This is a genomic window from Salipiger sp. PrR007 (assembly GCF_010499845.1).
Classification (GTDB): domain Bacteria; phylum Pseudomonadota; class Alphaproteobacteria; order Rhodobacterales; family Rhodobacteraceae; genus Salipiger; species Salipiger pacificus_A.
In genome coordinates this window covers 149,958-167,338 of sequence record NZ_JAAGOZ010000104.1, presented here as the reverse complement: position 1 = coordinate 167,338, position 17,381 = coordinate 149,958, and the positions used below count along the sequence as shown (strand labels likewise).

The 17,381-nt window shown below is 66.0% G+C and carries 15 protein-coding genes and 1 pseudogene; 7 read left to right on the top strand and 9 right to left on the bottom strand.

The features are described 5' to 3' along the window. Positions 1-2: 2 nt before the first annotated feature. The 4 genes from G0Q01_RS26450 to G0Q01_RS26435 form a co-directional block, all read right to left on the bottom strand. Positions 3-833 carry a carbohydrate ABC transporter permease gene (locus G0Q01_RS26450; protein ID WP_108969558.1) on the bottom strand — a complete coding sequence of 277 codons (831 nt, stop codon included), beginning with the start codon at positions 831-833 and terminating at the stop codon, positions 3-5. After that, positions 830-1,756, bottom strand: coding sequence for a carbohydrate ABC transporter permease (locus tag G0Q01_RS26445; RefSeq protein ID WP_108969556.1), 927 nt, complete (start codon positions 1,754-1,756; stop codon positions 830-832). The genes G0Q01_RS26450 and G0Q01_RS26445 overlap by 4 nt, the downstream gene beginning before the upstream one ends. 84 nt (positions 1,757-1,840) lie before the next feature. After that, positions 1,841-3,103 (bottom strand): ABC transporter substrate-binding protein, encoded by a 1,263-nt coding sequence (locus G0Q01_RS26440; RefSeq protein ID WP_164198180.1) that lies wholly within the window; start codon positions 3,101-3,103, stop codon positions 1,841-1,843. Positions 3,104-3,221: 118 nt separating this feature from the next. After that, entirely contained in the window at positions 3,222-4,250 is a 1,029-nt protein-coding gene (locus G0Q01_RS26435) for a LacI family DNA-binding transcriptional regulator (protein ID WP_164198182.1), read from the bottom strand. Between the two features lie 244 nt (positions 4,251-4,494). Here G0Q01_RS26435 and G0Q01_RS26430 point away from each other — a divergent pair, with 244 nt between their 5' ends. The 7 genes from G0Q01_RS26430 to xylB all read left to right on the top strand — a co-directional run bounded on the left by G0Q01_RS26430 (position 4,495) and on the right by xylB (position 13,002). Then, positions 4,495-5,553 carry a LacI family DNA-binding transcriptional regulator gene (locus G0Q01_RS26430; protein ID WP_203595191.1) on the top strand — a complete coding sequence of 353 codons (1,059 nt, stop codon included), beginning with the start codon at positions 4,495-4,497 and terminating at the stop codon, positions 5,551-5,553. 103 nt (positions 5,554-5,656) lie between these two features. Continuing rightward, positions 5,657-6,712: a sugar phosphate isomerase/epimerase gene (locus G0Q01_RS26425; RefSeq protein ID WP_164198184.1), complete on the top strand. Its 1,056-nt coding sequence runs from the start codon at positions 5,657-5,659 to the stop codon at positions 6,710-6,712. Between the two features lies 1 nt (position 6,713). Further along, the gene (locus G0Q01_RS26420; protein ID WP_164198186.1) at positions 6,714-7,856 is read left to right on the top strand and encodes a Gfo/Idh/MocA family protein; all 1,143 of its coding nucleotides are present in this window, start codon (positions 6,714-6,716) and stop codon (positions 7,854-7,856) included. A 10-nt stretch (positions 7,857-7,866) separates the two neighbouring features. Next, entirely contained in the window at positions 7,867-9,384 is a 1,518-nt protein-coding gene (locus G0Q01_RS26415; RefSeq protein ID WP_164198188.1) for a sugar ABC transporter ATP-binding protein, read from the top strand. Continuing rightward, on the top strand, positions 9,384-10,382 hold the full coding sequence (locus tag G0Q01_RS26410; RefSeq protein ID WP_370457363.1) for an ABC transporter permease: 999 nt from the start codon (positions 9,384-9,386) through the stop codon (positions 10,380-10,382). Before G0Q01_RS26415 ends, G0Q01_RS26410 begins: the two co-directional genes overlap by 1 nt. Before the next feature lie 38 nt (positions 10,383-10,420). Further along, a complete protein-coding gene (locus G0Q01_RS26405) occupies positions 10,421-11,368 on the top strand; it encodes an ABC transporter substrate-binding protein (protein ID WP_164213986.1) in 948 nt (315 codons plus the stop codon). Positions 11,369-11,550: 182 nt separating this feature from the next. Continuing rightward, complete coding sequence (gene xylB, locus G0Q01_RS26400; RefSeq protein WP_164213983.1) at positions 11,551-13,002, top strand: xylulokinase; 1,452 nt, start codon at positions 11,551-11,553, stop codon at positions 13,000-13,002. A gap of 717 nt (positions 13,003-13,719) precedes the next feature. Here the strand turns inward: xylB and G0Q01_RS27005 are convergent. The 5 genes and pseudogenes from G0Q01_RS27005 to G0Q01_RS26380 all read right to left on the bottom strand — a co-directional run bounded on the left by G0Q01_RS27005 (position 13,720) and on the right by G0Q01_RS26380 (position 17,265). After that, positions 13,720-14,031 carry a glycerol-3-phosphate dehydrogenase C-terminal domain-containing protein gene (locus G0Q01_RS27005; RefSeq protein ID WP_235940429.1) on the bottom strand — a complete coding sequence of 104 codons (312 nt, stop codon included), beginning with the start codon at positions 14,029-14,031 and terminating at the stop codon, positions 13,720-13,722. Between the two features lie 26 nt (positions 14,032-14,057). Beyond that, positions 14,058-14,369, bottom strand: a pseudogene (locus tag G0Q01_RS27480) (FAD-dependent oxidoreductase); the annotation flags it as partial. 156 nt (positions 14,370-14,525) lie between these two features. Beyond that, positions 14,526-15,416: a sugar-binding domain-containing protein gene (locus tag G0Q01_RS27240; protein WP_304610682.1), complete on the bottom strand. Its 891-nt coding sequence runs from the start codon at positions 15,414-15,416 to the stop codon at positions 14,526-14,528. A gap of 25 nt (positions 15,417-15,441) precedes the next feature. After that, the gene (locus tag G0Q01_RS27475) at positions 15,442-16,458 is read right to left on the bottom strand and encodes a substrate-binding domain-containing protein (protein ID WP_370457364.1); all 1,017 of its coding nucleotides are present in this window, start codon (positions 16,456-16,458) and stop codon (positions 15,442-15,444) included. A gap of 21 nt (positions 16,459-16,479) precedes the next feature. Continuing rightward, on the bottom strand, positions 16,480-17,265 hold the full coding sequence (locus tag G0Q01_RS26380; protein ID WP_164198194.1) for a DeoR/GlpR family DNA-binding transcription regulator: 786 nt from the start codon (positions 17,263-17,265) through the stop codon (positions 16,480-16,482). Between the last annotated feature and the right edge of the window lie 116 nt (positions 17,266-17,381).

Below are 17,381 nucleotides of genomic sequence, written 5' to 3'. Positions count from 1 at the left end.
AGTCATCCTTTGACGGCGCCGCCGGTCAGCCCCGCGACGATGTATTTCTGCGCAGCGAGGAAGAAGACGATGGCGGGCACCAGCGTGAGCGTCACGAAGGCCAGCGTGCGGTTCCATTCGGTGACGTATTCACCGCGGAACTGCATCATGCCGAGCGGCCAGGTGAAGACCTCGCGCGAGTTCAGCACCACCAGCGGCAAGAGGAAGTTGTTCCAGCTCTGCACGAAGACGAAGACCCCCACCGTCGCCAGGATCGGCGCAGAGAGCGGCAGGGTGAAGCGCCAGAAGAACCGCACGTAGCCGCAGCCGTCGATATAGGCGGCCTCGAAGAGCTCCTTCGGCAGTTGCTCGAAGAAGGTGCGGAAGAGCAGGATCGCGAGCGACAGCGAAAAGGCGGTCTGCGGCAGGATCACCGCCCACCAGGTGTCGAGCAGCCCGACGTCGCGCACCTTGATGAAGAGCGGCAGGATCGCCGTCGCGAAGGGAAACATCAGCCCCAGAAGCAGATAGGAGAACAGCATCCGCGAGCCGAAGAACTTGATCTGCGCGAAGACATAGGCGGCGGCGGCTCCGACGATCAGCGTGAGCACCACCGCAACCGACGAGATCAGCAGCGAGTTGCCCAAGTAGCGCCAGAACGCGGGGTCCGCGACGATCGAGCCGTAGAATTCCCAGTTCCAGCTTGCCGGCAGGGCAAAGGCATTGGTGCGGATCTCGGCATTGGTCTTGAAGCCGCCCAGGACCGTCGCCACCATCGGGGCGAGCACGAAGCTCGCCACGAGACACAGGAAGGCGACGCGGAGGATGTTGCGAAGCAGGTGGCCGCGGGTCATGCCTTGTCGCCTTTCATGAAGAAGCGCTGGTAGAAGACCGCAACGGTGATTGCCGCGACAAAGAGGATCACCCCGACGGCGCTGCCGAAGCCGATGTTCAGGCGCGTGAGGCCGAAGGTGTAGAGGTAGGTGACGATCGTGTGGGTCTGGTTCGAGGGGCCACCGTTGGTCAGCGGGATGATTACGTCGAAGACCTGTAGCGCACCGATGATGGCGAAGAAGGCGCTGACGATGATCGCCGGCTTGATGTGCGGGATCTGCACGTAGCGCACGATCTGCAGCCGTTTGGCGCCCTCGATCCGGCCCGCCTCGATCAGGTCCTCGGGGACTGATTGCAGGGCGGCGATGTAGATCATCATGTGAAAGCCAAAGTACTTCCAGACGATCACCGTCATCACTGCGACAAAGGCCCAGTCCCGGTCGGCGAGGATGAAGAAGCTTTCCATGCCCAGCGACTGCGCGATCGAGGCGGTGACGCCGTAGTTGCCGTCGAAGACAAAGCTCCAGATCAGGCCCGCCGCCACCTCGGCAAGGATGTAGGGCAGGAAGAAGATCAGCCGGAACACCGCGTTGGTCGGCGTCTTGCGAAAGATCAGCAGCGCCAGGACCAGGGCCAGCGGCATCTGGATCAGCAGCGAGACCGCGACGATCTTGACGGTGTTGCCGACCGCCTTGTGGAAGATCGAATGCCCGGCGATCCGCTGGTAATTCTCCAGCCCGACGAAGTCGGTCGGGGCGCCGTAGCCGTTCCAGTTGAAGAACGAGTAGTAGCCGGACTCGCCGAGCGGCAGGATCACGAAGAGGGTGAAGAGGATCAGCGCAGGAGGCAGCAGGATCAGGACGGCGCTGACGCGACCGTTTCCGAGGCTGCGGCGCAGGCGTTCGGACGCCGGCAATCTCCGGCTGGCGGCGGCAGTGGCCATGCCAGTCTCCGGTATGTCAGGAAGAAGTGGGGACGGATGCCGCACGCCGAGAGGGACGGCGCGCGGCGCTCTGGGAGTGGGGCGTCAGCGGAAGCTCCAGGCCTCCTGGACCTGCGCTGCTGCCTCCTCGGGAGTGATCGCGCCCTGGGCGAGGTCGGCCGAGATGTCGTTGACCGTCGCACCGACCGAGGCTCCGAGGAACTGGTCGAGGAAGATCTGGTGGTACGAGCTGTCTTCGACGTCCTTCGAGACCTTGGCGTAGAACTGGTTTTCCAGCGCGTCGCCGGTGCCCTTGACGATGGGGATGAAGATCTGCTGGCGCGCGGCCTCGCGCTGGTTCTCGGCACTGAGCAGGTAGGCCAGGAATTCGACCGCCTCGGGCTCCGCGGAATTCGACACGGCCCAACCATTGATGCCGCCGAGCGTCGCACCTTCGCCGCCCTCGACCACAGGGTCAGAGACCGCCGGGAAGTTGACGATCGCCAGTTGGTCGTCCGGCAGGCCCTCGCCGCTGGTCGAACGCTCGCGCATCGGCAGGTAGTCCCAGTCGCCCATCAGGTAGAAGGCTCCTGCACCATCGGCGAACATGCCGCTCGAGGTCTCGTAGGTGGTGCCCATGAAGCCGGGCTGGAAGGGCTCGAGCGCGGTCAACTCCTGGAAGTCCTTGCCCGCAGCCACGAAGGCCTCGTTCTCGAAGCCGCCATCCTCGCCCGCCATGGCCTGCGAGATGATGTCCTTGCCGCCTTCGCGCAGGGCCAGGTAGCTCCAGTAGAAGTGCAGCGGCCACTTGTCCTGCCCGCCGACGATGATCGGGGTGATCCCCGCATCCTTCACCGTCTGTACTGCGGCAAGGAAATCGTCCCAGGTCTTGATCGCGTCGAGATCGACACCGGCCTTCTCGGTCAGCGCCTTGTTGGTCCAGAACACCACCTCGGTGGCATAAAGGGGCAGGCCGTAGAGCGTGCCGTCCACCGAATAGGCGGTCAGCCCGGCCTCGGGGATGGTTTCGGCAAACCCCTCGGGGAGCATGTCGCTGATCGGCTGCAGGAAGCCTGCCTCGGCCTGTTCGACCAGGGTCTGACCGCCCCAGCTGTAGAAGATGTCGGGCCGCGCGTCCGACTGCAGCAGCGTCGGCAGCTTCGACTTGTAGGCCTCGTTGGCGATGTACTCGAAGGTGACGTTCACACCCTCGTGCTCGGCCTCGAACGCCTTGGCGATCTGCTCGTAGTAGGCCTCTTGCTCATCGTTCACGGCGACGCGCAGCACGTTGATCTCGGTCTGGGCCATTGCGCCCCCGGCCGATGCTAGTCCGCCCATCAGCGCGGCTATGGCAACGGTATGTCTCATGAAATCCTCCCTTGGCTGATTCACCGCGGGTCCTCCACCCGCTTTCGGCGAATCTGATTTCTTGACTAACGTACGTCAGCAACTGCCATGACGCAATGTATCAGTTGCCGCGATTTTTTCAGGGCAGGTTGTCGCGCATGTAAATCTCGACGCGGATCGGCTCGATGACAGACGACGGCAGTTGGCCGTCCAGAAGGCTTCGCAGAAGCTGGATCGCGCCCTGCACCTCGCGCCGGCTGTCCTGATGCAGGACGGCATCGAAGCTGCCGTGCAGCAGCGCCTCGCGCGAATAGGGCGTCAGCTCATGCACCACGACCGAGACATCCCTCTCGGGGGGCAGGCCGGCGAGCGCCTCGGCCACGCCGCGGTTGCCTGCGCCCATGCTGTAGACGCCGATGATCCCCGGATCCGCAGCGAGCTGCGCTGCCAGTTGGTCCCGCACGAGGTCCTTGTCGTCGCGCCCTTCGAGCGGAGCGATGAGCGTCTGCTCGGGAAACTCGGTGCGCAGCACCTGCTCGAAGCCGAGGCGCCGCTCGGCGTGGTCACGCACCAGCATCGAACCGCTGACCATCGCGATCCGGCCCGTGCGGCCGCGGCAGAAACGCCCCAGGAGGCTGCCCGCGGTGCGGCCAGCCTGGACGTTGTCAATGCCGATGAACCCCTGCTTTTCAGAGCCTGGAAGGTCCGACACCAGCGTGACGACGGCGATGCCACGGGCTCGCAGTTCGCGCACGGCAATGCGCACGATGGTGGCGTCAGTCGCCACCATGGCGACCCCGTCGACGGTCTCGGGATCAAGGCTCCGCAGCATCTCGGCCAGCGCGCCCGCGTCGAAGGCCGGAACCTTGCGCGTCTCGATGACCGTGAAGTCGCGCAGGACCGCCGCGGCCTCTTCCGCGACGTGTGCCTCGAGCGCGTGCATGAAGCTGTTCTGCCCGTCAGGCAGGATGAAGCAGAGCCGATAGCGTCGCTTGCGCGAGAGATTGGCGGCGGCGAGGTTGCGTTCGAACCCAAGGCTGCCGATCGCGTCGAGCACGCGGTCGCGGGTTTTCTCGCGCACGCCGTCACGGTCGTTCAGAACCCTGTCGACGGTCGAGAGGCTGACGCCCGCAACCCGGGCAACGTCGTGAATTGTCGGGCGGGTCATCGGGTCTGTGCGTCTCCGGTATGGCGACCTGTTGAAGGTACGTACGTCAATTTTTGAAAGATTAGCAGAGGAGACTCGTGAACTGAAGGAAATTCATGGCCTCACCATGAGTTTGCCCTCGCATCGCGGGGTTCTCCCGGAGGCTGCCGAGACGGGCGTGGGTGACGGGTTTTGATAGACGTCTATCAAAATTCGATTGACGCAACGCTGTTTCGCTGCGAGCGTGCGCGCAGGGAGGACTACGATGAACAGACGGCCACCGACTTTGTCGGATGTCGCGCGTCGCGCTGGTGTCAGCTATGCGACCGCGGATCGTGTCGTGAACGGCCGCGCGGGCGTCTCCGAAAAGGCGGCACGCAACGTGCATGCCGCGATCGAGGCGTTGGGCTATGTGCGCAATGTGGCGGCCGCCAACCTGTCTCAGCAGCGCCTCTACCGGTTCGCAGTCGTATTGCCGTCCGGCTCCAATGCCTTCTTTCACCGTGTGCAGGCGCTGTTCGCAGAGGCGGCTTCGCGGCTGCTGTCCGACCGCATCAGCCTCTTGGTCGAAAGCGTCGAGGCCTTCGATGCCGAGGCGCTGACGACGCGAATGGAGGCGCTGGCCGAAGCGCCGGTCGATGGGGTGGCCGTGGTTGCGAGCGATGACGCGCAGACAGTGGCCGCAATCGCCGCGCTGAGGGCCCGCGACATCCCGGTGGTCACGCTGGTCTCGGACGTGCCAGGATCGCAGCGAAACGCTTATGTGGGAATCGACAACGTGGTGGCGGGGCGCACGGTCGGCCGGCTGATCCGCATGGCGCACGGCGGGCGCAGGGGCCGGGTGCTGCCGGTGGTCGGGGCGCTGTCGGCGCGCGACCACGCCGAGCGGCTTGCGGGGATGCGCGAGGTGATTGGCGGCGAATTCGAGATCGCGCCCGTGGTCGAGGGCCGCGACCGCTTCGAACTGGTCGAGACGCTGGTCGGCCAGGCGCTGGCCGAGGATCCCGCGATCACCGCGATCTACAGCGCCGGCGCTGGGAATGCGGGGCTCGTCCGGGTGCTCGAGGCGCTGCCGCCGGATGCTGCGCGGCCCCATGTCTTCCTGCACGAGCTGGTGCCGCATTCGCGGCGTGCGCTCGAGGAGGGGCTCATCGACGTGATCATCGACCAGCGCCCTGAGGAAGAGGTGGCGAGGGTGATCGAGCATCTGACGCTGCTGGCTGACCGTCGCGAGCTGCTGCGGACCGACCCGATCGTGCCGACAATCTTCGTGCGCGAGAACCTGCCGCAGGCGCAGGCGGATGCGCTCGAGTCTACGGGCTGACACGGCTGGCCACCGCTGGGGCGCGCGCCCCGTGTCGCGGCAGGCCGGCAAGTTGAATAACCATTGAAGGCCGCCTTGTTCAGGCGGTGAAAGGGAGGAGACGATGAAGACCATCAAGGGGCCGGGGCTGTTTCTGGCACAGTTCGCAGGTGACACCGCGCCGTTCGATTCCTGGGAGGGCATCACCAAGTGGGCCGCCGACTGCGGCTACAAGGGCGTGCAGGTGCCGGTCTGGGATGCGCGGCTTGTCGACCTCGACAAGTTGGCAACTTCGCAGACCTATTGCGACGAATGGGCGGGGCAGGCGCGCGACAACGGCGTCGAGGTGACCGACCTGTCGACCCACATTCTCGGGCAGCTCGTTGCCGTCCACCCGGCCTATGACGCTTGGGTCGACGGCTTTGCCGCGCCCGAGGTGCAGGGCAAGCCGAAAGAGCGCACCGAATGGGCCGTGGAGCAGGTCAAGAAGGCACTCACCGCCTCGAAGCACCTTGGCATCGGCCAGCATGTGACCTTCTCCGGCGGGCTCTGCTGGCCCTTCGTCTATCCCTTCCCGCAGCGCCCGCAGGGCATGGTGGACACGGGCTTTGACGAGCTGGCCCGGCGCTGGCGCCCGATCCTCGACCATGCCGAAGACTGCGGCGTCGACGTTTGCTACGAGATCCACCCGATGGAAGACCTGCACGACGGTGTCACCTTCGAGATGTTCCTCGACAAGCTGAACGGCCATGCGCGCTGCAACATGCTCTACGATCCCTCGCATTACGTGCTGCAATGCCTCGATTATCTCGACAACATCGACATCTATGCCGAGCGCATCAAGATGTTCCACGTCAAGGACGCCGAGTTCAATCCGACCGGGCGGCAGGGCGTCTACGGCGGCTACCAGCCCTGGGTCGACCGCGCTGGCCGGTTCCGCAGCCTCGGTGACGGGCAGGTCGATTTCAGCGCGATCTTCGCGAAGATGGCGGCGATCGATTTCGACGGCTGGGCCGTGGTGGAATGGGAATGCGCGCTGAAGCATCCCGAGGATGGCGCGCGCGAGGGCGCGCAATTCGTCAAGGATCACATCATCCGCGTCACGCCGCACGCCTTCGACGACTTCGCGGGCGGAGATATCGACGAGGCGACCAACAAGAAACTTTTGGGGATCGGCTGACATGACACGTATCAGACTGGGCATGGTGGGCGGCGGCAACGACGCCTTCATCGGCGGGGTCCACCGCATCGCGAGCCGCATCGACGGCCACTTCGACCTTGTGGCCGGGGCGCTCTCCTCGACCCCCGAGAAGGCCCGCGCCAGCGCCGAGGCGCTGGGGCTCGACCCGGCGCGCTCTTACGGCAGCTTCGAGGAGATGGCCGAGGCCGAGGCGGCGCGCGAGGACGGCATCGAGGCGGTCAGCATCGTCACCCCGAACCACGTGCATTTCCCCGCCGCGAAGGCCTTTCTGTCGCGCGGAATCCACGTGATCTGCGACAAGCCATTGACCGCGACCTTCGAGGATGCCGAGGCGATGGAAAAGGCGGTGGCCGAGAGCAAGGCGCTGTTTATCCTCACCCACAATTACACCGGCTATCCGATGATCCGGCAGGCCCGGCAGATGGTGGCCGACGGCGCGCTTGGCAAGATCCGCATCGTGCAGGTGGAATACCCGCAGGACTGGCTGACCGACGCGGTGGAGACCGAGGGCGTGAAGCAGGCCGAGTGGCGCACCGATCCCGAGCGGTCCGGGGCAGGCGGCTCGATCGGCGACATCGGCACCCATGCCTATAATCTTGCGGGCTTTGTCACCGGCCTTGCCGGGGCCGAGCTGGCCGCCGATCTGCAAAGCTTCGGCGCGGGGCGCAAGCTCGACGACAACGCCCATATTCTGCTGCGCTACGAGGGCGGCGCGCGCGGCATGCTCTGGTGCAGCCAGGTCGCGCCGGGCAACGAGAACGGCCTGCGCTTGCGCGTCTATGGCGAAACGGGCGGGCTCGAGTGGGCGCAGGAGGATCCCAACTATCTGTGGTTCACCCCCCACGGCGAGCCGACCCGCCGCCTGACCCGCAACGGCCCGGGGGCCATCGACGCCTCGACCTCCGTCAGCCGCATCCCGTCGGGGCATCCCGAGGGCTATCTCGAGGGCTTCGCGACGATCTATACCGAGGCCGCCGAGGCGATCCGTGCGGTGCAGGGCGGCGCGTCGCGTGAGGCGGTGATGGGCGTTCTTCCGGGGATTGCGGCCGGGCTCGAGGGCATGGCCTTCATCCGCGCCTGCGTCGCCTCGGCGGGGGACAACGCGGCATGGACCAAGCTGTGAGGACCAAGCCATGAGCGCACCCTCCGTCCTCGCGCTCCGTCAGGTGACAAAGAGCTTCGGCCCCGTGGAGGTTCTCCACGGGGTCACGCTCGACCTGCGGGCGGGCGAGGTGCTGGCGCTGATCGGCGAGAACGGCGCGGGCAAGTCGACAACGATGAAAATCCTCGCCGGCATCGAGGCACCGAGTTCGGGGCAGATCCTGCTGGACGGGCAGGAGGTCGCGTTCGGCTCGCTGCACGATGGCGAAGAGGCGGGGATCGTGATGATCCACCAAGAGTTCAACCTCGCCGAGCAGTTGACGGTCGAGCAGAACATCTTTCTGGGGCGCGAGCTGCGGAAGGGCTGGCTGCTCGACAAGGCGCGGATGCGCCGGCTCACGCGCGAGTATCTCGCGCGCATCGACTGCCACATCGACCCGGACACGCTGGTGTCGAAACTGTCGAACTCGGACAAGCAGATGGTCGAGATCGCCAAGGCTCTCAGCCGCGACGCGCGGGTGCTGGTGATGGACGAGCCGACCGCCGTGCTGACGGGCTCGGAGACGCGCATCCTGTTTGAGCAGGTGCGGGCACTGAAGTCGACCGGCACGGCAATCCTGTTCACCTCGCACAAGCTTGGCGAGGTGGCCGAGATCGCCGACACGGTGACCGTGCTGCGCGACGGCACGCTGGTGCACGACGGCCCGGCCGGCGAGATCACCGAGGACCAGATGGCCACGGCGATGGTGGGCCGGGATGTCTCGGACCTCTATCCCGACAAGCCGGACGTGGCGCCGGACCGCGAGGTGCTGCTGCGGGTCGAGGGGCTGAGCGTTCCGGGCCGCGCCAGTGACATCTCTTTCGACCTGCACAGGGGCGAGATCCTCGGGATCGCGGGGCTGATCGGCTCGGGCCGCACCGAGGCGATGGAGGGGCTCTGCGGGCTGCGGCCTGCGACAAGCACGCGCATCGAGATCGGCGGCACGCCGGTCAGCATCACCCGGCCCGGCGACGCGCTGGAGCAGGGACTGTGCTACCTGACAGAGGACCGCAAGCTGCGCGGGCTGCTGCTGGGCAAGGGCATGCGCGAGAACCTGACCCTGCAGGCGCTGCACAAATACGGCCGGGTGCTGATCGACTTTGCCGCCGAGGAGCGCGCGCTCGACCGCGCCATCGACGAGTTCGACATCCGCGCCGGGGCGCGCGACATGCGCGTCGGCAACCTGTCGGGCGGCAACCAGCAAAAGCTCTTGCTGGCCAAGGTGATGCAGTCCGATCCGATGATCCTGATCGTCGATGAGCCGACGCGCGGCATCGACATCGGCACCAAGCAGCAGATTTACGCCTTCCTCCGCAAACTCGCGGAAGAAGGCCATGGGATCGTGGTGATCTCGTCCGAGATGCAGGAGGTGATCGGCCTGTCGGACAGGGTGATGGTGATGCGCATGGGCCGGATCGCCAAGGAGCTGACCGGCGACCAGATCACCGAAGACACAATCGTCCGCCACGCCATGGGCGTTGGAACGGGCAGCACGGAAAGGGTGGCATGATGACGACCGAAACTGCGGCGACCAAGCCTCGCAGGGCGCTCCCCTCGATGAGCGTTCTGGGGCCGGTGATCGCGCTTCTGGTGCTGATCGTGGTGGGGACCGCGCTGAACTCCAACTTCCTCAGCGCCGCCAACATCACCAACGTGCTGGCCCGCTCGGCCTTCATTGGCATCATCGCGGTGGGCATGACCTTCGTGATCACCGCCGGCGGGCTTGACCTGTCGGTGGGCTCGATGGCGGCCTTCATCGCGGGGCTGATGATCCTGGTGATGAACGCGGCGCTGCCGGTCCTTGGGGTCGGCATCCCGATCATTCTGCTGGGCATGGCGGTGGCGCTGCTTGCGGGGATCGCCGCAGGGTTGATCAACGGTTTCCTGATCACCACGCTGGGGATCGAGGCCTTCATCGTCACGCTCGGCAGCATGGGCATCTACCGCAGCCTTGTCACCTGGCTGGCGGACGGCGGCACGCTGAGCCTCGATTTCGGGCTGCGCACCTTCTACCGGCCGGTCTACTTCGGCGGGCTCTTCGGGATCAGCTGGCCGATCATCGTCTTCGCGCTCACGGTCATCGTCGGCGAGGTGCTGATGAGCCGCGCCCGCTTCGGCCGGCACTGCGCGGCAATCGGATCGAACGAGAGCGTGGCGCATTATTCGAATGTCAACGTCAACCGCACGCGGCTGATGACCTATGCCATGCTGGGCATGCTCGTCGGCGTGGCGACGATCATGTACGTGCCGCGGCTCGGCTCGGCCTCGGCCTCGACCGGCGTGTTGTGGGAGCTCGAGGCGATCGCCGCGGTGATCATCGGCGGCACCATCCTCAAGGGCGGTTTCGGCCGGGTCTGGGGCACGGTGATCGGCGTGCTTATCCTGAGCATGATCGACAACATTCTCAATCTGACCGACCTGGTCTCGCCCTATCTCAATGGCGCGATCCAAGGGGTCATCATCATTCTCGCGGTGATCTTGCAGCGGGAAGCCAAGGCAAAGGGGTAACCCTGCGCCAAACTTAGGGAGGAAACGAAATGTCTTACATGAAGACGCTGCTGGCCGGATGCACGGCCTTGGCGCTCGGCGCAGGAGGAGCGCTGGCGCAGGATGGCGAGACCAAGGTGATCGGCGTGTCGATCCCCGCGGCGACCCATGGCTGGGCGGGCGGCATGAACTTCCACGCGCAGCAGACCGTCGAGCGGCTCGAGGAGGTCTATCCGCAGCTCGATTTCGTGCTCGCCACGGCCTCTGATCCGGGCAAGCAGGTCAACGACATCGAGGACATGGTGGCGACGCGCGGCATCGACGCACTGGTCGTGCTGCCCTTCGAATCCGATCCGCTGACGCCGCCGGTGCAGGCCGTCGCCGAGAGCGGCGCCTGGGTCACCGTGGTGGACCGTGGCCTGTCGGTGGAAGGAATCGAGGACCTCTACGTCGCTGGTGACAACCCCGGCTTCGGCCGCGTCTCGGGCGAATACATGGTCTCGCAGATGCCCGAAGGCGGCAAGATCGTCGTCCTGCGCGGCATTCCCACCACCATCGACAACGAGCGGGTCGAAGGGTTCCAGCAGGCGATCGAGGGCTCGGGCATCGAGGTCATCGACATGGAGCACGGCAACTGGAACCGCGATGACAGCTTCAACGTCATGCAGGACTTCCTGTCCAAGCATGAGCAGATCGATGCGGTCTGGGCCTCGGATGACGACATGGCGGTGGGTGTGCTGGCGGCGATCGATGCGGCCGGGCGCGAAGACGTCAAGTTCGTGCTCGGCGGCGCCGGCATGAAGGAGATGATCAAGCGCGTGATGGATGGCGACGCGATGATCCCCGCCGACGTGACTTACCCGCCGTCGATGATCGCCACGGCGATCGAGCTGACCGCGGTCGGTTTGACCTCGAACGCGCCGGTCTCGGGCACCTTCACCATCGGATCGGTGCTGATCACCCCCGAGAACGCCGAGCAGTTCTACTACCCCGACAGCCCCTTCTAAGGGGTCTTGACCGGGCGGGCAGGGATGCCCGCCCGGATACGCCCGCAGCGCCACGGACGGCGTTTGCGACACGATCGGATCACATGACGCGAAACTGTGCGGACCAGCGAGGCCGGCAGGGTGATGTCGGTCTCAGCAGCGGGGCGTGCCTCGTGCTGTGACCGCTCACGGGAGAGAATAGAATGGCATACTTGGGTGTCGATCTTGGCACATCGGGGCTGCGCGCCCTTCTGGTGGACGAAGGCGGTGCGCCGCTCGGCGCCGCCGAGAAGACGTATGAGGCGCAGCATCCGCATTCGGGCTGGTCGGAGCAGGATCCCGCAGAGTGGATTGCCGCGCTCGACGCCGCGGTCGAGGAGCTGCGCGCGGCCCATCCCGAGTTCGCCGGGCTTCGCGGTATCGGCGTCGCCGGCCACATGCATGGGGCCACGCTGCTCGACGCGGCGGGAAAGGTGATCCGCCCCTGCATCCTGTGGAACGATACCCGCTCGCATCTCGAGGCGGCGGAGCTGGATGCCATGAAGGGCGTCCGCGACCTTTCGGGCAATATCGTCTTTCCCGGCTTCACTGCGCCGAAGCTTGCCTGGGTGAGCAAGCACGAGCCAGAGAATTTCTCCAAGATTGCCAAGGTGCTGCTGCCGGCCGCCTACATGAATTACCACCTGACCGGCAGCTATTTCGCCGACATGTCCGACAGCGCCGGGACCTCATGGCTCGACACCGGCGCACGCGACTGGTCCGAAGAGCTGCTGGCGGCGGGGGGAATGCGGCGCGAGCAGATGCCCCAGTTGCTCGAGGGGTGTGAGCCCGGGGGGCGGCTGAAGCCGGAGCTGGCTGCGCGCTGGGGTCTGTCGGGCGAGGTGGTGATCGCCGCGGGGGCAGGCGACAACGCCGCCGCGGCCTGCGGCATCGGTGCGATGAACGAGGGGCAGGGGTTCGTCTCGCTCGGCACCTCGGGGGTGCTTCTGGCAGCGCGCGACGGTTACCGCCCGGCACCCGAAACCGCGCTGCACACCTTCTGCCACGCGGTGCCCGGGCGCTGGTACCAGATGGGGGTGATGCTGTCGGCGACCGATAGTCTCAATTGGCTGGCGCGGATCACCGGCACCACGCCGAAGGAGCTCACGGCGCCTTTGGGCAAGACGCTGCGCGCACCCGGTCGCGTCCGCTTCCTGCCCTACCTGTCTGGCGAGCGCACGCCGCACAACGATGCCGAGATCCGCGGCAGTTTCACCGGGCTCGGGGCGGAAACCACCCGCGACGACCTCACGCGGGCAGTGCTCGAGGGCGTCACCTTCGGGCTGCGAGACAGCCAGGCCGCGCTGGAAGCGACCGGCCTGCGTCTCGACAGGCTCATTGCCATCGGCGGCGGCACTGGGTCGCGCTACTGGCTCAAGCTGATCGCCACGGCGCTCGACGTGACGCTGGACCTGCCGAGCGGCGGCGAGTTCGGTGCGGCACTTGGGGCGGCGCGGCTCGGAATGGTCGCCTCGGGTGCTCGCCGGGTCGAGGATGTGATGTCCACGCCGTCGATCCGCGAAGAGATCGCGCCCGAGCCAGCGCTGCGCTCCGCCTTCGACGATGCCTACCAGCGGTTCCGAGGTGCCTACGCCGCGATCCGGTCGGTCCAATAGCCTGCACCCAATGGTGCAAGCCCTCTGGTCGCTTCGAGCCTCGGAACAAGGTCCGGATGGGTGGAACGCGCCTTGCCGACCCGAGCGAGCAGAGGGCGTCAGGGATCGAGGTGACCGGGAGCCTTCGTTTCGAACCCTTGCCAGAGGAACGCGACCGGAAATGGTCTGGCGCAGGGCGCCTCCGGCATCAAGCGATGGCGCGACCGCGCCAGTCGCGCCGGTCGAGGCTGCGCTCTGGACGCGGCAATGCCAAGACTGCACGACGGGTGATGGGTGCTGAGAAGCGTAGCAAGCCAGACCACACACCTTCGAAGATGCAGGATCATGTCAGCAGCTTGCTCGGCGATCAGCAGGGTCGGGGCGGCGGTGTTGCCGGGCGCGATCCGGGGCGTGAGCGAGGCATCCACCACCCGCGGGCCGTTCACCCCCTGCACGCAGCCTTGGGGGACCAGCGGCGCCGGGCCACCTTCCAACGCCGTCGGCCTCGAACAAGAGCACGCGGCACTGCGTGTCGGCGCTCAGCCAGTTGGCAAAGGCGCGGCCCGCGGTTCCCGCCCCGACGATGATCGATGTCTCCCCGGGCGCGACCACCCCCGATCTCAGGGCGCTTGAGATCACGTCGAAAAACTCGCCGAAGCACGACGCCCGACAGGTGCAGGGCGCGGTCGTGCGCGGTCACCCAGGTAATCTCGGCGGCGGTCAGGGTGCAATCGCTCGTCAGGGCAGGTCATCGCCGCGGTCGGCGCAGAACGCCAGAACATCCTGCGCGCGGGGTCCATAGGTTTCGGCCATGCGCGCGGCGCGGTCCTCCGAAACGCCGAAGCGTTGCCTTAGCGCTTGCCGAAGTGCGGCGCTGCCGGGAAAATCGCGCCCACCGCCGATCGGCAGGGTCCCAGTGCACGCCGCACGCATGCGTCCGAATTCGGCGAGCACGACGGCGGTCGTCTGCTCGGCAAAGGCGCGGAAGGTCGTGCACTTGCCCCCGACCATGCAGATCTGCGGCACCGTGCCGTCGATCCGGTGGGGCAATGCCCGCGCGAGATGCGGCCGGTGAAGGCGTGGTTGCTTTGGGGCAGGGGCCTTATCCCGCTGTAGCTGAAAACGGTATCCTCCTCCACGAACGGTAACCCGGGAAAGAGCCTCCCGACCGCTTCGAGCATATAGCGGCGCTCCTGCTCGGTGCTGGCGGTCCGCGTCGGTATCTCGACGCGGGTATCCGTGAAGCCGGCAAGCACCTTGCCCAGATAGGAAAACATAATGCAGACCCGCCCGTCGAAGTTTTCGAAGAAGATCATGTGACCGCCGAGCGCAGCGCGCAGCGCGGGATTGTCGAGGATGAGGTGTGATCTCTGAGTTCCCGACACCATATGGGGACGCCGCTCCGCGCGTCGTCGTCCCGCCGCACCTCGTCGAGCAGGCGCCAGCGGCATTCACAAGCAAGCGCGCCGCGATGGGCAAACCCTTTCCGGTCTCAAGATCGGTCAACCTGAAACGATCCCCGTCGCGGGCGATCTCGGCATAGGTCAGGGCAGGCGACTCCGGTGCCATCCGTGCGGTGTCGTCCACGAGTTCGAGACCGAGGCGTTCGGGATAGGAAATCCACGCATCGTGGTAGGAGGGCGACCAGTTCTGGCCTGTTGCCCTGCCGTTGCGGGCCTGGTGCCGGGGGCAGGGCGCCACGCCCGCGGGTCACGGGATCGTAGAGCGTCAGGCCGATCTTCATTGGCAGCGCGCCGCGCTCCGCGCGTGACTCCTTCACCAGCCCGAATTCGCCGTTCTCGAGATAGCGCAGGCCGCCGTGGATCATCCTCGAGGGGGCTGCGCTGCACCCCGAGCAGACGTCGCTTCGTCGCCAGAGCGACCTTATCGCGCCGCCCCCCGAGGGCCTTGCCGACGATCTCTTCCGCCAGCCCCTGCCCGTAGGCGGGCGCCGTGTCATGCGGATGCAGGGCCACGAGGCGCTGGTTGCGCTCGTAGTCCGCCACCTGCCCGTTGATGCCGATCAGATGCGCCATGAACTCGGCGGCGATCCCCATGCCCACGAGCATCTTGCGATCGGCCTCGGGCACCGGATTGAGGTCGTAGCAGCTCGAAGCGCGCGGCTCGACCGAGCCGATGCCGGTGAGCGCGACATTGGCGGTGCGGGCAAGGTCGAAGACCTGCTTGATCGGCGCCATGCCGGTGAGCATGTCCCGCTGCGCCCGGTTCTCGGCAAAAAGCGGCGCGTGGATCAGGATCGGCTTGCCGCCGAGCCGTTCTGCCATGCGCGTCACGAGATGGTTCACATCCGTGTAGACCTTGCCCTGCACCCCGCCGGTGAGCGGCACGACGGTGACGTCGAGCGGCTGTTCGGGCGACAGGGTCTCGACGACCGCGCTCAGCGCCTTGCCCCCGGCGTCGCGCTTCTTGGTCATGTGGTGATCGATGGAGACCGCGGTATCAGGATCGATCCGCGGATGATGCCCTGCCCTGCGCCGACAGTCTGTGCATGATCTCGAAAAGGGTCTGCGCCTCGTGGTCTGTCAGCGCGGCGGTTGGCTCGTCGAGGATCAGGACCTTGCAGTCGAGCGTCAGCGCCTCGGCGATCTCGACCAGTTGCTGGTGCGAGATCGGAAGGTCCCGAACGATCGCGCCCGGATCGATGTCGCACAGCTGCCCCAGTACGGCGCGGGCTTTCTGCTTGAGCGCGCCCACATCCATAAGGAAACGGCGGCTCTGGTTGGTGACGGCCATGAACATGTTCTCGGCCACCGAGATATCGGGGCAGAGGGCGATTTCCTGATGCACCAGCCCGATCCCGAGCTGCTGCGCGGCGCTTGGTGATGCAGTACGGACGGGCCGACCCTCCCAGAGGTTCTCGCCGCCGTCGGGCTGGAGGATACCGTCGATGTGGGGGATCTGCACCGGGTTGTAACCCGAGGTCCGGTGGTCGTTGAACGGATCGAAGACTTCGGAATGCGCCGCCATGAAGGTCGCCATGGACCCCATGAACCCCTGTATGCCCTGGTTCGGGCTCAGCGCCATGTGGATCTTGCCGGCCTTGATGTGCTCGAGCGTCGCCGGGGTGATATCCGCATGCATGACCAGCACGTCCGACTTGGCTTCGAGGATCGCCGCAACGGCGCCCTCCGCTGAGCCCGTCTCGCCGATCTGCTTGACGATTTCCTCGGCAGCAAATTTCGCCTCGGCCAGGTTGTCGGAGGTGATATCGGCGCTGCGGTCGGATTTCGGCGAGTCCGCCGCGAGGGTCACCACCTGCGTGCCATCTGAGATGGCGCGGTTGATCGGTGCGATGAACGGGTCCGGCTGCATCGGATGCAGCAGAAGACCCGCCGGCTGTTTCACCATGTCGTGCTCGAAAGAGGCGATTTGCTTGGTGGTGTGGTAATCGGGTGTGTCCGAAAACACCGTTTCGCAAGCAAAGGCTTGGCTGCCCTTGCCGTACGAAGCCGAAATAAAGCACCGAGTCGGGAGGCCCTAGGGTACGAGGATGCTGACCCCGCTCTCGGAGAGACGTGCCGCAAGTGCGTCCTCCGGGGCGCGGTCGCTGACCAGCGTATCCATGTCGTCAAGCGGCGTGACAAGGTTCAACCGGGTGCGGCCGAACTTGCCTGCGTCGATAAGAAACCGGCACGACGTGGAGTGCCGCATCATCGCCTGCTTGACCGGAGCAAAACCGTCCACCGCCTCGGTCACACCCGCTTCGCTGAGACCGGCCGCTCCGAGAAAACACGAGTCCACGTGGTAGCGCGCAAGATAATCGCAAGTCTCGACGCCGACCACCGCCGCCTCCTGGGGCAGGTAGCTTCCCGGCGCGAGAAGCACGCGCGCATTGGCGCTCTGGCCGAGGATCATACCGATCTGCAGGCTGTTGGTGATCGCCGTGACCCGGGTTTCCGCGAAGGCGAGGAAGCGGGCGAAGACCATCGTCGTCGAGCCCGCGTCGATCATGATCGCATCGCCGTCGCGCACCAGCGACGCGGCAAAGCGGCCGAGCCGCTCGCGCTCGGCGACCCGTTCCCGTCGGCGCGCGTCAAGATCGCGGTGCCCGCCGGGATGCGGCGCCGAAGCGCCGCCATGGGCGCGCTCCAACAGCCCGTCGCGCTCGAGCGCGCCGATGTCGCGGCGTACTGTCTCTGTGGTCACGCCGAACAGGGCGGCAAGCTCCGCGACCCGCACGTGCGGCCTGAGTTTCAGTTGCAGCAGGATTTGCGCGTGCCGCTCCTGTTTTTTCAAACGCCGCTCGCCACTTGTCTGGTCCACCGTGCCCGATCTCCCCTTCGTATGTCGCAGCCTTGAGTTTCGCAGAAAAGTACGACCAATTTGTTGCATATCCAACATAAAGGTGATGTGATCCCGCTGGACTGGCCGGAGGACAC